Raw genomic sequence first — 14,223 nt, forward strand, 5'->3', positions numbered from 1 at the left:
GGACCGGCCGCGGTGTACAGGCATCGGGGAGTCGCTGTACACCGCGGCGATGGCTCAGACCGCCGGCTGTTGCTGCGTGATGCAGTGCAGCCCGCCGCCGCGCGCGAAGACCTCGCGGGCGTCGATCGAACGCACCTGACGGCCCGGGTACACGTCGGCGAGGATGCCGCGGGCGCGGTCGTCGGCAACGGGGTCACCGAACGCGCAGGCGATCACGGCGCCGTTCACCACCACGTGGTTGACGTAGTTCCAGTCGACCGGGCCGTCGTCGTCGGTCAGGGTCAACGGTGCCGGTAGTTCGACGATCGTCGCGTCCGTGGCCTGCTCGAGTGCCCGACGGATCTGCGGCACCACCAGGTGGTCCGGGTGGCCGGCGTCGGGCTGCGCGTGCAGCAGGAGGGTGCGGGACGTCGTGGTGGCGTTGGTGCCGCTGGTGGCCCTGGTGGCCCTGGTGCCGCTCGGGGCGCCCGCGAACGTCGCGACCATGTCGACGTGGCCCCGGGTGCCGAACCCGTCGTAGTCACGTGTCAGGCCGCGGGGCAGCCAGACCACGTCCGTCGCGCCGATCGTCCGGGCCAGCTCGAGTTCGACGCGCTCGCGGTCGGCGTACGGGTTCCGTCGCGGATCGAGCTGCACGGTCTCCGTCACCAGGACGGTGCCCGTGCCGTCGACGTGGATCGCCCCGCCCTCGTTCACGAGCAGCGACGGGATCCGCTCGGCACCGGCGGCGGCCGCGACCGTGGCAGCGACCTCGGCGTCACGGGTCCACGTCGACCACGGGTTCGCGCCCCAGCCGTTGAAGACCCAGTCGACTGCGCCGAGCGCGCCGGTCACGTCGTCGACGACGAACGTCGGCCCGATGTCGCGCATCCAGAAGTCGTCCAGGGGCGCTTCGAGCACGTCGACCTGCTCCGACAGCAGCCGGCGGGCGTCGCTGCGCGCCACCGGATCCACGACGATCGTGACGGGCTGGTGCTCGCTGATCGTGTTGGCGGTGGTCGCCCACGTCCGCCGCGCCGCCTCGGCGCTCGCCGCGTCGTCACCGAGCGTCAGGCCGGGGCGCGGGAACGCCATCCAGGTGCGTTCCTGCGGAGCCGTCTCGGGAGGCATCACCCACGTCATGCGCGTGCCTCCGGTCCGGCGTCGGTCGCCGCCACCCCGATGGCCGCGTCGATCGCGTCGCGTGCGCCGAACGCGTGGCGGTCCTCGTCGACGGGGGCGACGAGCCCCGCGTAGAGGTCCGGTCGACGGGTCACGTAGAAGGGGAACAGCCGGAGCCACTCCGTCCGGGCCTCGAGGTCGAGGTCCGCCACGAGCACCGCGTCGGCGTCACGCGGTGCCTCGGCGAGCACGCGGCCGAACGGGTCCGAGATGAACGACGACCCGTAGAAGGTGATGTCGCCCTCGTCGCCCCACCGGTTCGGCACGACCATGAACTGGCCCGCGGTGATGCCGTTCGCGACGATGACCTGCCGCCAGATCGGGGCGGTGTCGAAGTCCGGGAACGTCGGCTCGGAGCCGATCGCCGTCGGGTACACCAGGACCTCGCTGCCGGCGAGACCGTACGACCGCGCGACCTCGGGGAACCACTCGTCCCAGCAGGTCGGCAGGCCGAGACGTACGCCGAGTCCGGCGGGCTCGTACACCGGGAAGGCATCGTCGTCCGTCCCCGGGCGGAAGTAGGTGTCCTCGTGGTAACCGGCGCTGATCGGGATGTGGGTCTTGCGGGTCCGGCCGACCAGGGTGCCGTCGGGGGCGACGAGGACGGCGGTGTTGTAGCCACGGGGGTCGTCGGGCTGGTCGTCGTCGGCAGGCCGCTCGTACAAGGAGGCGTGGACGAACACCTCGTGCTCGATCGCCTGTGCGCGGGCGAAGGCCACCGTCGGGCCGTCCTCGAGCGATTCGGCGAGGTCCTTCGGGGTGCCGGTCGCCGGGGTGTTGCCGGGGTAGCGGCGCAGGGTGAGCTCGGGGAGGAACACGGCGGTCGCGCCGGTGGCGGCAGCGGTGGCGATGCCGTCGGCGAGCTGTGCGCGGTGGGCAGCGGGGTCCTCGAGCCAGTGCGTCTGCACGAGGGCGACGCGGGTCGTGCGGCGTGGCCTGCCGGTGTCCTGGTGCAGCGGAGACGGGTGCGGGGGAGCGATGACGACGTCCATCCCGCCATTGTTGATCGCGTGGTCAACGAGCGCAAGGTCCACTTTCACCAGGCCCGTCGCAGGTCGTCCTTGGTCAGCTGCCGGAGCGAGCTCCTTGCCGCTGCAAGCGCCGGGAAGGTGGGATCGAGTTTGGCGAGCAGCGAGAGCATGCCGTTGAAGCGATGTCGGACATCGACCTGGAGGAGGTTGTCGTGGTGCGCGACGCGATCCGATCGGGAGACCGGGTGGACGAGCTTCACCCACGATCCGAACATCAGTTGCGCCACGACGTCGTCGTGGCTGGGTGGCGTACCGCATCTCGGGTGGCTCGATGGTCGTTCCGCCATCTCCTGAGCGGCTCGGTTGCGAGCGTCCACGAGCTGCCGCCGGAGCAGCGAGTACAGAGGGTCGACAGTGACGCCGGCCGAGGACCACTCCGGAACGCCTCCACTCTTGACGCTCCAGGCGGACAGTTCGATGTCGATCGCGTTCCGCACAGCTATCTCGACGAAGGCGATCTGTCCGTGCAGTGCACCGGCCAACTGCGCGGCCCAAAGGTACAGATCGACGGCACGGCACCGGTCGCCGTCCGCGGCGTGGATGTAGGTTGCGAGCCGCGCGGGGCTGACGAGACGCTCGAGGGCGTCCGGTTGACTGAGCTGCGCTGAGGTCATAGCGTTGTGTTCACGAGCGTCAGGCTTGGACTGACGTGCTTACCTCGAAAACCCCCCCCCGCTCAGCGGGGGGTTTTCTGTTCGTCCGGTGGCAGATCCGGGGCTCGTCATCAGCATGCATCTCGCAGCGCTAGGAGTCCGGCGGCGTTGTGGGAATCAACCTTGCGATGGCAATGATCGTTCACGAGTTGGGTGGGGGTGATGAGCGAACCCATCGTCACGCCGCTCGGCTTCGCGCACGTGCGCCTCACGGTCACCGACATCCACCGCAGCAAGGCCTTCTACGAGCAGCTGTTCGGCATGCCGCCCGGCAGTGACTTCAGCGACCAGATCGACGACCCGACGATCCACGACGACCCGTGGCGGACCTACGGCGGGTGCTCGTTCACGTTCGGCGGGCAGACGCTCGGCCTGCGACCGGTCGCCCCCGCCGAGGACCGGTTCGATCCCGACCGAGTCGGCCTCGACCACGTGTCGTTCCGCGTCGGGTCCGTCGAGGACCTGCACGCCGCCGTCGAGCGGCTGGACGCCGCCGGCATCGAACACGGCGACGTCACCGACCTGCCGCCGTTCGGGCTGGTGATCCTGTCCGTGCAGGACCCCGACGACGTCAACCTGGAGTTCGCGGCGCCGCGGCCCTGAGCCTCGGTGCGCCGGTGTCCGCTTGCCGCGTCCGTCACCCGGACCTCCAGGCGCCCCGGAAGCGGGGAGCGTTGCCTGATCGCGTCAGATCTCAGGAGGAGACAGCATGAGCAAGACCTGGTTCATCACCGGAGCGTCGAAGGGCTTCGGCCGCGAGTGGACGGAAGCGGCACTCGAGCGCGGGGACTCCGTCGCCGGGACCGCGCGCAACCCCGACGACGTGCACGACCTCGTCGACCAGTACCCGGACACGTTCCTCGCGCTGCAGCTCGACGTGACCGACCGTGCCGCGGACTTCGCGGCCGTGCAGCGTGCGGCGGAGCACTTCGGTTCGCTCGACGTCGTCGTCAACAACGCCGGCTACGGCCACTTCGGCATGGTCGAGGAGCTCACCGAGGACGAGGTGCGCGCGCAGCTCGAGACGAACCTGTTCGGTGCGCTCTGGGTCACCCAGGCGGCGCTGCCGATCATGCGCGAGCAGGGGTCCGGGCACGTCATCCAGGTGTCGAGCATCGGCGGGATCAGCGCGTTCCCGACGGTCGGGGCGTACCACGCGTCGAAGTGGGCGCTCGAGGGGATCTCGCAGTCGCTGTCCCAGGAGGTCGCGGGCTTCGGCATCCACGTCACCCTCGTCGAGCCCGGCGGGTTCTCGACGGACTGGTCCGGTCCGTCCTCGAAGCACAGCGAGGAGATCGCCGCCTACGCCGACGTGCGCGAGGCCGCGTCCAAGCGCCCGTCCGCCGCCGACCCGGGCAAGCCGGAGGCGACCCGGTCGGCGATCCTGAAGGTCGTCGACGCGGACGAGCCGCCGCTGCGGGTGTTCTTCGGCAAGGCGCCGCTCGGCATCGCGGAGCGTGACTACGAGTCGCGGTTGGCGACCTGGCGTGAGTGGCAGCCGGTGGCCGAGGAGGCACACGGCGCCTGACGAGCTCCGAGGTCAGGCGCGACCGACCGCCGGGCCGACCACGGCGAGCAGCCGGAGTCGCTCGGCGGTCTCGCTGCCGGGCTCGGCGGTGTACACGAGCAGGTTCTGCGAGCTGTCGGGGTCCTGCAGCACCTGGCACTGCAGGGTGAGCAGCCCGACCTCGGGGTGGCGGTAGGTCTTCACGTCACGCGGACGGATGCCGACCTCGTGGCGTGCCCAGACCTCGCGGAACTCCTCGCTCGTCGCGAGCAGCCGTTCGGCCAGGTGTGCGGCCCGGGAGTCGGGACCGCGGCGTGCGATGACGGTGCGGAGACCCGAGGCGTACATCCGGGACAGGAAGGGGTGGTCCTCGACCGGGTGGACGCCCCGGGATGCCGGGTCGGCGAACCACCGGTACCCGATGCTCCGGGCGTCGCCCCGTCTGCCGCTGGCGTCGCCGGTGAGTTCGGCGGCGAGGGACGTCTGCTGCAGCGTCTCGCCCAGCTCGGTGACGATCTCGGCAGGACTGTCCGCGAGCCGGTCGAAGATGCGCATCATGCCGGGACTGACGTGGTCGCCGCCGGACGCCGCGGTGGGGGGCTCGTGCCCGGCGAGGCGGAAGAGGTGGTCGCGCTCGGCGATCGTGAGACGCAGGCCCTGCGCGATCGATGCGAGCATCTGGTCGGACGGCTGCGGTCCACGCTCCCGTTCCAGCCGCGCGTAGTAGTCGGCGGACATGTTGCTCAGCAGCGCCGCCTCCTCGCGCCGCAGCCCGCTCGTGCGACGGCGCTGGCCCCGGGGCAGCCCGACGTCCTCCGGCTGCAGGGCCGTCCGACGGCTGCGGAGGAAGTCCGCGAGGGATGCTCGGTCGATCATGCGCCCATCCTCTCCCGGGGCGTCGACCGTAGCCACGGATCGTCAGGCCGTGGTTGCGTGTGCACGACGCGGCGACGATCGTCTCGGGTGCCGGATCGGGTGCTCACCACGACGGAAGAGGCGGACCATGGCACGGAACGAACGACTCACCCTCCCGGACCTCGGCGGACGTTGGGTCCTGGTGACCGGAGCGAGCGACGGCATCGGGCTCGAGATCGCTGCGCGCTTCGCCGGCGCCGGAGCGGAGGTGGTCGTGCCGGTGCGCAACCGCGACAAGGGAGCTGCTGCCGTTGCCCGGATCACCGCGCAGCACCCGGATGCCTCCGTCCTGCTCGAGGACCTGGACCTCTCCTCGCTGGAGTCCGTGTCGACGCTCGGGGAGCGGTTGCGGTCCGGGGGCACGCCGATCGACGTCTTCGTGGGGAACGCCGGCGTGATGAACCCGCCCGAGCGGCAGACGACCCGGGACGGCTTCGAGCTGCAGTTCGGCACCAACCACCTGGGGCACGTCGCACTCGTCGGCGCCCTGCTCCCCCTGCTCCGTGCCGCCGACGGTCGGGTCGTGATGCAGTCGAGCGTGGCGGCGCAGCGGGCCTCGATCCGGTGGGACGACCTGCAGTCCGAGCGGGACTACGACGTCGCGCGGGCGTACGGGCAGTCGAAGCTCGCGTGCGCGCTCTTCGCCCTCGAGCTCGGTCGGAGGAGCCGGGCCGGTGGGTGGGGGATCACGAGTGCGGTCAGCCACCCCGGGGTCGCACCCACGAGCCTGCTCGCCGCACGCCCGGAGATCGGACGCTCGGGCGACACCGTGGCCGTCCGGATGATCCGCTGGCTGTCGGCGCGCGGGCTCCTCGTCGGGACACCGGCCTCGGCGGCGGAGCCGGCCCTGCTCGCGGCGACCGACACGGACCTCGACGGAGGCTTCGTCGGTCCGACCGGACCCGGGCAGCTCGGCGGACCGGCCGGCCGTCGGAAGCCCTGGGCGCCGTTGCTCCGCGATGACGACGCCGCTCGCCTCTGGGACGTGTCGGAGTCGCTCGTCGGGAGTGCGGTCAGCTGATGATGTTCACCGCGCGGGAGATCACGAGCGCCAGCAGGATGAACCCGCCGAGTGCCTGGTAGGCCATGATCATCTTCGCCCGGACGGTCATCGGCATCGTGTCGGTCGGGCTGAACGCGACCATGTTCGTCATCGCGACGTAGAGGTAGTCGAGGTAGACCGGTCGCCACGCAGCGGTCCTCGGGTCGGTCTCCTGCGGGAACTGGAAGTCTGCCTCGTCACTCGTCCACAGCTCCGGACGCCGACGGGCCACCGGCCCGCCCCGGTCGAGCTCCCAGTAGACGAGTCCGAACGCGATGATCGTGCTCACCCACACCTGCAGGGCGGTGAGCAGGACGGCACCGCCGTCGGCGTGGCCACCGAGGAGCACCTCGATCGTCCGGACCACGGTCAGCTGGTTCGCGACGGTGAGCAGGATCGCCAACGAGAAGGACACCCACCGCGACCAGGTCGTCTCGCGGGTCAGTCGTCGCGGGTTGAAGACGACGAGCGGGATCAGCAGCAGGACGCCGAGCACCGGGACCACCCACGACGGGAAGAACAGCACCTCGCTCGGCAGGAACAGGCTGAGCCCGAGGTTCACCAGGACGGCGATCGCCACCGGCGCACGGTGCTCGTGCCGGGGTGTGGTCCGCGTCGTCGTCACGGCTCCGAGTGTGGCACTCGAACATCGTTCCGGGCCCTTGCGACCCGTGAGGGTCCGGTCAGTAGGACACCCGTGTCGCTCTCACCGGCACCTGGAACATCAGTAGGCTGGTGGCGGGCCGCGTCACCGCCGGAGCGTGGCCCGAGCAAGGATGAAGCCCACCGCTGGGACAACAGCGATGGGCTTCGATTTGCTCTCCGAGTGGAGAACGAGGGACAGAACGCGTCCCGAGCTTGAACTCGGAACCAGTGTAACTCGATCACCGTCGGGTCGCACATCCCTCGGCCCCTGCTCTTCGTGTCCGCCGGCGCTGACACGGAAGGTGGTTCGGATGTCCTCCGACGACGAACCGCGTCGACGCCGTCAGGTGCCGTGGTTGGGGATCGCGACGTTGCTCGTGACCCTGGCCCGGTTCCTGCACGACGTGTGGCGCAAGGGCACACCGCGATGACGAACGCGATCACGCCTGGCAGCACGCTTCCCATGCGGTCGACGGTATTGACCGCCAAGGCGGACGGAGCCGATGTCAACCGCTCGGAGGACCCGGGATCGATCCGTCGTCGCACGGGGTCACGTCGCCCGGGGGACGATCCGCGGGCGCTCGGTGCGCAGGCTGGTGACATGTCCGAACGCAACCGTCCCACCGTCCGTCTCCTCGCCGCCGTCGTGGTCGCCGGCTCCGTCGCGGTGCTCGCTGCCGGGTGCAGCTTCGTCCAGCAGCAGACGGGCGATGCCTGGTCCGTGACCTACGAGGTCAGCGTCGACCAGTCGAGCGGGGCCGCGCTCACCGACGTGCGCGTCGAGGGTGCCGAGAAGCGCGGCGACGCCCCGGAGGTGCACCGGCTCGGGGCGCAGAAGACGAGTACCGCGACGACGAGTGGCTCGGCATGGGAGCACGAGGCGATCGTCCTCGCGGAACAGCGCGCCTCGGTCCGGGCGACCCCGCCGCGGGGTGCGACGGCCACGTGCCGGATCCTGCTCGACGGCACGCGCGAGATCGCCACCGAGACCGCGGCCGCTGGGCAGCCCGTGACGTGCTCGGTCGACACCCCGGCGTTCGACTGAGGTTCAGCGGGGGACGGGCGTCGCGAGCGAGAGCGGCTCGACCTCGGTGCCGAGCAAGCGCCCGGCCGCCCGCAGTCCGGACAGCAGCGCGCCGTGCACGGTCGCCGGGTCGTCGCCCCACGTGGCCTCGCCGGCGAGCTGCACCCGGCCGGACGGCGCACCGAGCCGGTCGTGGTCGTCCGGCGACGCCCCGACGTGCAGGTACGAGTAGGAGCCGCGGGCGAACGGGTCGTCGGCCCACCGGGTGATCCGGAACGCCTCGGGATCGGGGACCGAGGGGCCGAACATCCGCCGCAGGCCGCCGATGCCCTCGTCCACGATCATCGCGTCGGGCAGGGTCTCGAGGCGCCGGGCCCCGGTCCCGCCGACCAGGGCGGCCAGCACGGGCGCTCCGGTCACGCGGGACATGTCGTACCAGGAGTGCCAGTCGACACCGGCAGGTCCCTGCTGGCGGACCACCCACGAATCGCCCCAGAACCGTTCCGGGAACCGCAGGAACACCTTGTCGTAGACCCCCATCCCGAGCCGGCCCATCGCACCGGTGACCATCTCGGACAGCGGCGGGTCGAAGGTCACGTCACCGGCCTGCAGCACTCCGAGCGGCACGGTCACGACGACGTCGTCCGCCGTGACCGTCGAACCGTCCGCCAGCCCGACCACGACGCCCGTCGTGGACTGCGTCACCGACCGCACCACCGCGGACAGCCGGACGTCGAGTCCGTCGGCCAGGGCTGCGGCGTACTGGGCGTAGCCACCGGGGAACACCACCTCGTCGCCGGGGACGTGTTCTTCTTCGAGGCCGCGGGCGTCGAGGGCGGTCACGGGTGCGCCGCAGAGGTCCTCGGAGCGGTGCGCCGTGTACTCGCGGACCCGCGCGGCCCGGTCGCCCTGCCACTGCAGGGACCGCAGCACGGTGTCGACGGCGGCCGCGTAGGTCGAGGGCGGCGGTGCGTGTGCGACGACGGCGTCCAGGGCGGCGTCGACGGTGTGCAGGTCCGCGACGAACGACGACGCCTCGGCGTCCGACAGCAGCGCGCCGGAAGGGCCGTGCCACGCGATCGGCCGGCCGTCGAACTGGAAGCTCCCGACGGTGAACTCGACGGTCTCGATGCCGAACCGGGGCGCCAGGGCCCAGAGCGGGTTGCCGTCGACGCCGTGGATCCACGAAGCGCCGAGGTCGACGGGTACGCCGAGCGCGGTGTCGGTCCAGGTGCGGCCGCCGATGCGGTCGCGGGCCTCGAGCACGACCACCCGCTGGCCGTCGAGCGCGAGTGCCCGGGCAGCGGCGAGCCCGGAGACGCCGGCCCCCACGACCACCACGTCGGCGTCCATCAGTGGCCCCCGGTCAGCGGCGCCATCAGGCGGGCGGCGAGGCTCGGCCGCCCGGTCAGGGCCTCTTCGCGGTCGGCCAGGTCGGTCGCCACGAGCCCGGCGTTCGCCCCGAGGAACCGCAGGGGCTCCGGCTCCCAGTCGGGCGACCGGTGGTTCACCCACGGCAGCGAGGTCAGCGGCGAGGACACACCCCGCACGAGGTCGGCGAGCGTCCGCCCGGCCAGGTTCGTCGTGGAGAGTCCGTCACCGACGTAGCCGCCGGCGGTCCCGACGTGCCCGTCCCAGGTGACAGACGCGCACCAGTCGCGCGGCACCCCGAGCGGGCCGCCCCACGTGTGGGTGATCGGTGCGTCGGCGACGGCGGGGAACAGCTCCACCAGGGACCGCCGCAGGTGCTCGAACACCCGCGGCACCCGGTCGTAGCCGGGGGTGATCGCCGACCCCCAGTGGTAGCGGGCTCCGCGCCCGCCGAACGCCAGTCGGTCGTCCGCCGTGCGCTGCCCGTACACGAGCAGGTGGCGGTAGTCGGAGAACGTCTGCCCGTGCTCGAGCCCGACGCGGTCCCACACCGCCGCGGGCAGCGGTGCCGTCGCGATCATGAGCGAGTACAGCGGCAGGATCCGCCGCTTCGTCTGCTCCAGCTGCGCGCCGTACCCCTCGACCGCGATCACCACGGCACCGGCCGTCACGGTGCCACGCGACGTGACCACACGCCCGCGATCCCAGGACGAGGCGGGCGTGTGCTCCGCGATCCGGACGCCCCGGGCCTCCAGGGCGGCCGCCAGGCCACGCACCAGCGCGGCCGGCTGCACCCGCGCGCAGTCCGGGGTCCACGCGACCCCCGCCGATCCGGCGGCGTCGCCGGGTCGGGCCGCGCGCCACGTCATGTCGTCGCCCCACTCGGCCGACGCGGCGACCTCGTCGTGCGCCGCGCGCTCCTGCACGGCGGAGCGTGCGTACAGGACGGTGCCGCCCTTCACGTAGTCGCAGTCGACCCCGGCTTCGGAGGCTGCACGTCCGACCTCGTCGACGGTGTCGCGCATCGCTGCGCGCAGCGCGAGTGCCGCGTCGCGGCCGTGCTCACGCGCGACGGACTCGGCGGACCGCGGGAACAGCGCCGAGCACCAGCCGCCGTTACGTCCGGAGGCGCCGAACCCGGCGATCTCGCGTTCCAGGACGACGATCTGGAGGCCCGGGTCGGCCTGGTGCAGGTACCAGGCGGTCCAGAGACCCGTCAGTCCACCGCCGACGATCGCGACGTCCGCGGTCGTGTCGCCGTCGAGCGGCGGCCGGGGCGCCAGGTCGTCGCGTCCGGTGGACGCGAGCTGGTCGAGCCAGAACGAGACGCCCCGGTAGCCGCTCACGGTCAGATCTTCGACGAGGCCTCGGACAGGACGCTCCGTAGGATCGAGGTGATCTCGCGGAACTGCGGCTGCCCGATGGTCAGCGGCGGTGCGAGCTGCACGACCGGGTCGCCACGGTCGTCGGCTCGGCAGTACAGCCCCGCGTCGAACAGCGCCTTCGACAGGAACCCGCGCAGCAGCCGCTCGGACTCGTCGTCGTCGAAGGTCGTCTTGGTGGCCTTGTCCTTGACGAGCTCGATGCCGTAGAAGTAGCCGTCGCCGCGGACGTCCCCGACGATCGGCAGGTCCTTCAGGGTGTCGAGTTCGGCCTTGAACAGCGGGGCGTTCTGTCGCACGTTCGCGAGCAGGCCCTCTTCCTCGAAGATGTCGAGGTTCTCCATGGCGACGGCGGCCGACACCGGGTGACCGCCGAACGTGTAGCCGTGGTAGAAGGTCGTGTCGCCCTTGGAGAACGGCTCGAAGAGCTTGTCGCTGATGATCGTCGCGCCGATGGGGGAGTACCCCGAGGTCATCGCCTTCGCGCACGTGATCATGTCCGGCACGAAGTCGTAGGTGTCGCAGGCGAACATGGTGCCGATCCGGCCGAAGGCGCAGATGACCTCGTCCGACACGAGCAGCACGTCGTACTCGTCACAGATCTCGCGCACCCGCTGGAAGTAGCCGGGCGGCGGGGTGAAGCAGCCGCCGGAGTTCTGCACCGGCTCGAGGAACACCGCCGCGACGGTGTCGGGGCCCTCGAACTCGATCATCTCGCGGATGCGCTCGGCCGCCCAGAAGCCGAACTGCTCCTCGGTGCCACCCGGGAAGCCCATCTCCTCGGCGCGGTAGTAGTTCGTGTTCGGCACCCGGAAGCCACCGGGCGTCAGGGGCTCGAACATCTCCTTCATCGCCGGGATGCCGGTGATCGCCAGGGCGCCCTGCGGGGTGCCGTGGTAGGCGACTGCTCGGGAGATCACCTTGTGCTTCATCGGCTTGCCCTGGAGTTTCCAGTAGTACTTCGCGAGCTTGAAGGCGGTCTCCACCGCCTCGCCGCCGCCCGTCGAGTAGAAGACCTTGTTGAGGTCGCCGGGGGCGTGCTCGGCCAGGCGGTCGGCGAGCTCGATGGCGGCCGGGTGCGCGTAGGACCAGATCGGGAAGAAGCTCAGCGTCTCCGCCTGCTTCGCAGCCATCTCGGCCAGGCGCTTCCGTCCGTGCCCGGCGGCGACGACGAACAGGCCGGAGAGTCCGTCGATGTAGCCCTTGCCGTGGCTGTCGTAGACGTGGTGGCCCTCGCCCCGGACCATGATCGGCACGTCGGCACCGGCCTGGTTCGCTCCGTGCCGGGCGAAGTGCATCCACAGGTGGTCCCGGGACTTCCGCTGCAGGTCGGCGTCGTCGACCGGGGCGAACGGGTCGTAGGACCCGAGGCGGGTGGACTGGCCGGTGGCCTGGCCGCTGGTCGTTTCGGAGATGGTCATCGCGTTCCCCAGTCGTAGAGCTGTTTGCGGAGTTGCAGGTAGACGAAGGTCTCGGTGCCGGCGACGCCCGGGATGGCCCGGATCGTGCCGTTGAGCAGTTCGATCAGGTCGTCGTCGTCCTCGCAGACGACCTCGACCATCAGGTCGAAGCTGCCGGCGGTCATGACGAGGTAGTCGACCGCCGGCAGCTGTTCGAGGGCATCGGCGACTGTTCGGGTGTCGCCGCTGACCCGGATGCCGATCATCGCCTGGCGGTGGAAGCCCAGTTGCATCGGGTCGGTGACCGCGACGATCTGCATGACGCCGGTCTCGGTGAGCTTCTGGACGCGCTGCCGGACCGCCGCCTCGCTGAGACCGACGGCCTTGCCGATCTCGCCGTACGGACGGCGGCCGTCCGCCTGGAGTTGTTCGATGATCCGCTTCGAGGTGTCGTCGATCGGTCCCGGACGTCGTGGTGCTGCCGCCATGCCGGACAGCATGGCAGCGAGGTCCGGACCGCGCAAGGGATTCCGTTGTGAACACCGTGTTTCGCGACGATTTCCGTTGTTACGGTTCCCCACAACCTCCGAATCCGTCTTCCGCACCGCCGGAATCCGTGTCAGGATCACCGCCATGTTGGACACGACGGAACCGGTGACCACGACGCACGAGCTGCGCAACTTCGTCGGTGGCGCTGCTGTCGAGTCGAGCGCGGACACCCGGTTCGACTTGGTCGACCCCACCACCGAGCAGGTCTACGGCACGTCGCCCGTGTCCACCGCTGCCGACGTCGACGCCGCGTTCGCGAGCGCGAGCACCGCGTTCGCGACCTGGCGGCGCACGACCCCCGGCGAACGGCAGCTCGCACTGTTCCGGATCGCGGACGCCGTGGAGCAGCGGGCGGAGGAGTTCGCGGACCTCGAGTCGCTCGACACCGGCAAGCCCCGAGCCTCCCTGGTCGAGGACGAGATCCTGCTGTCCGTCGACCAGATCCGCTTCTTCGCCGGAGCCGCCCGCAACCTCGAGGGGCGCAGCGCCGGCGAGTACATGACCGACCACACCTCGTTCGTCCGGCGCGAGCCCATCGGTGTCGCGGCCCAGGTCACCCCGTGGAACTACCCGCTCAACATGGCGGTGTGGAAGTTCGCCCCGGCGCTCGCCGCGGGGAACACCACCGTGCTCAAGCCGAGCGACACCACTCCGCTCTCCACCCTGCTGCTCGCCGAGGTGGCCGCCGAGTTCCTGCCGCCGGGCGTGCTCAACGTCGTCGTCGGGGACCGCACCACCGGCGCCGCGATGATCGACCACCCCACCCCGCAGCTCGTGTCCATCACCGGCTCCGTCCGTGCCGGCACGGAGGTCGCCCGTGCCGCCGCCGGCGACCTCAAGCGCACCCACCTCGAGCTCGGCGGCAAGGCCCCCGTGATCGTGTTCGACGACGCCGACATCCCCGCCGCCGTCGCCGGCATCGTCGCCGCCGGATTCTTCAACGCCGGACAGGACTGCACCGCGGCCACCCGGTTGCTCGTGCAGGACGGCATCCACGACGAGTTCGTGGCGGCGCTCGCCGAAGAAGCACGGCACAACGCGCGAACCGGGTCAGACGGTTACTACGGGCCCGTCAACAACGCGAACCAGCTCGCCCAGGTCCGGTCCTTCCTCGACACGCTCCCCGACCACGCCACGATCGAGCTCGGCGGCGGGCGGCAGGGCGACGTCGGCTACTTCCACCAGGCCACGATCGTGTCCGGCCTGCGCCAGGACGACCGCATCGTGCAGCAGGAGGTGTTCGGCCCGGTCCAGACCGTGCAGCGGTTCTCGACCGAACAGCAGGCGCTCACGTGGGCGAACGACGTCGAGTACGGGCTCGCGAGCTCGGTGTGGACGACCGACCACTCGCGGGCGATGCGCTTCGCCCGCGACCTGGACTCCGGGTGCGTGTGGATCAACACCCACATCCCGATCGTCGCCGAGATGCCGCACGGCGGCTTCAAGCACTCCGGCTACGGCAAGGACCTGTCCCAGTACGGGTTCGACGACTACACCCGCATCAAGCACGTCATGTCCTACATCGGCTGACCCGACCCGTCCG

General features: G+C 71.0%; 14 protein-coding genes. 5 read left to right on the plus strand and 9 right to left on the minus strand.

Translation table 11 applies throughout. The features are described 5' to 3' along the window. Positions 1 to 54: 54 nt before the first annotated feature. Genes ACXKZB_RS00180 through ACXKZB_RS00190 form a run of 3 tightly spaced genes read right to left on the minus strand, consistent with a single transcriptional unit; the run spans position 55 to position 2,806 of the window. Complete coding sequence (locus ACXKZB_RS00180; protein ID WP_488824219.1) at positions 55 to 1,122, minus strand: agmatine deiminase family protein; 1,068 nt, start codon at positions 1,120 to 1,122, stop codon at positions 55 to 57. Next, the gene (locus ACXKZB_RS00185) at positions 1,119 to 2,153 is read right to left on the minus strand and encodes a nitrilase-related carbon-nitrogen hydrolase (protein WP_488824220.1); all 1,035 of its coding nucleotides are present in this window, start codon (positions 2,151 to 2,153) and stop codon (positions 1,119 to 1,121) included. The genes ACXKZB_RS00180 and ACXKZB_RS00185 overlap by 4 nt, the downstream gene beginning before the upstream one ends. Before the next feature lie 44 nt (positions 2,154 to 2,197). Next, positions 2,198 to 2,806, minus strand: a complete 609-nt coding sequence (locus tag ACXKZB_RS00190; protein WP_488824221.1) for a hypothetical protein — start codon at positions 2,804 to 2,806, stop codon at positions 2,198 to 2,200. A 201-nt stretch (positions 2,807 to 3,007) separates the two neighbouring features. Here ACXKZB_RS00190 and ACXKZB_RS00195 point away from each other — a divergent pair, with 201 nt between their 5' ends. Beyond that, positions 3,008 to 3,448, plus strand: coding sequence for a VOC family protein (locus ACXKZB_RS00195; RefSeq protein ID WP_488824222.1), 441 nt, complete (start codon positions 3,008 to 3,010; stop codon positions 3,446 to 3,448). A gap of 106 nt (positions 3,449 to 3,554) precedes the next feature. Then, complete coding sequence (locus tag ACXKZB_RS00200) at positions 3,555 to 4,373, plus strand: SDR family oxidoreductase (protein WP_488824223.1); 819 nt, start codon at positions 3,555 to 3,557, stop codon at positions 4,371 to 4,373. A gap of 12 nt (positions 4,374 to 4,385) precedes the next feature. Here the strand turns inward: ACXKZB_RS00200 and ACXKZB_RS00205 are convergent, their stop codons facing one another. Then, positions 4,386 to 5,228 (minus strand): helix-turn-helix transcriptional regulator, encoded by an 843-nt coding sequence (locus tag ACXKZB_RS00205; RefSeq protein WP_488824224.1) that lies wholly within the window; start codon positions 5,226 to 5,228, stop codon positions 4,386 to 4,388. Between the two features lie 127 nt (positions 5,229 to 5,355). Here ACXKZB_RS00205 and ACXKZB_RS00210 point away from each other — a divergent pair, with 127 nt between their 5' ends. Beyond that, positions 5,356 to 6,288 (plus strand): SDR family oxidoreductase, encoded by a 933-nt coding sequence (locus tag ACXKZB_RS00210; protein WP_488824225.1) that lies wholly within the window; start codon positions 5,356 to 5,358, stop codon positions 6,286 to 6,288. On the opposite strand, the gene ACXKZB_RS00215 is transcribed toward ACXKZB_RS00210, so the two are convergent. Continuing rightward, positions 6,281 to 6,934 (minus strand): hypothetical protein, encoded by a 654-nt coding sequence (locus tag ACXKZB_RS00215; protein ID WP_488824226.1) that lies wholly within the window; start codon positions 6,932 to 6,934, stop codon positions 6,281 to 6,283. The two genes, ACXKZB_RS00210 and ACXKZB_RS00215, sit on opposite strands and share 8 nt — an antisense overlap. A gap of 621 nt (positions 6,935 to 7,555) precedes the next feature. Here ACXKZB_RS00215 and ACXKZB_RS00220 point away from each other — a divergent pair. Beyond that, the gene (locus ACXKZB_RS00220; protein ID WP_488824227.1) at positions 7,556 to 7,999 is read left to right on the plus strand and encodes a hypothetical protein; all 444 of its coding nucleotides are present in this window, start codon (positions 7,556 to 7,558) and stop codon (positions 7,997 to 7,999) included. A 3-nt stretch (positions 8,000 to 8,002) separates the two neighbouring features. Here ACXKZB_RS00220 and ACXKZB_RS00225 read toward each other — a convergent pair whose 3' ends face one another. The 4 genes from ACXKZB_RS00225 to ACXKZB_RS00240 all read right to left on the minus strand — a co-directional run bounded on the left by ACXKZB_RS00225 (position 8,003) and on the right by ACXKZB_RS00240 (position 12,631). After that, positions 8,003 to 9,331, minus strand: coding sequence for a flavin monoamine oxidase family protein (locus ACXKZB_RS00225; RefSeq protein ID WP_488824228.1), 1,329 nt, complete (start codon positions 9,329 to 9,331; stop codon positions 8,003 to 8,005). After that, entirely contained in the window at positions 9,331 to 10,695 is a 1,365-nt protein-coding gene (locus tag ACXKZB_RS00230) for an NAD(P)/FAD-dependent oxidoreductase (RefSeq protein WP_488824229.1), read from the minus strand. Before ACXKZB_RS00230 ends, ACXKZB_RS00225 begins: the two co-directional genes overlap by 1 nt. A 2-nt stretch (positions 10,696 to 10,697) precedes the next feature. Beyond that, complete coding sequence (locus ACXKZB_RS00235; protein ID WP_488825935.1) at positions 10,698 to 12,029, minus strand: aspartate aminotransferase family protein; 1,332 nt, start codon at positions 12,027 to 12,029, stop codon at positions 10,698 to 10,700. Between the two features lie 119 nt (positions 12,030 to 12,148). Beyond that, positions 12,149 to 12,631 carry an Lrp/AsnC family transcriptional regulator gene (locus ACXKZB_RS00240; protein ID WP_035809531.1) on the minus strand — a complete coding sequence of 161 codons (483 nt, stop codon included), beginning with the start codon at positions 12,629 to 12,631 and terminating at the stop codon, positions 12,149 to 12,151. A 133-nt stretch (positions 12,632 to 12,764) separates the two neighbouring features. On the opposite strand from ACXKZB_RS00240, the gene ACXKZB_RS00245 reads away from it, so the two are divergent. Continuing rightward, complete coding sequence (locus ACXKZB_RS00245) at positions 12,765 to 14,210, plus strand: gamma-aminobutyraldehyde dehydrogenase (RefSeq protein ID WP_488824230.1); 1,446 nt, start codon at positions 12,765 to 12,767, stop codon at positions 14,208 to 14,210. The last annotated feature ends 13 nt before the right edge of the window (positions 14,211 to 14,223 follow it).

The sequence above is a fragment of the Curtobacterium sp. ABR8 genome, from assembly GCF_057812125.1.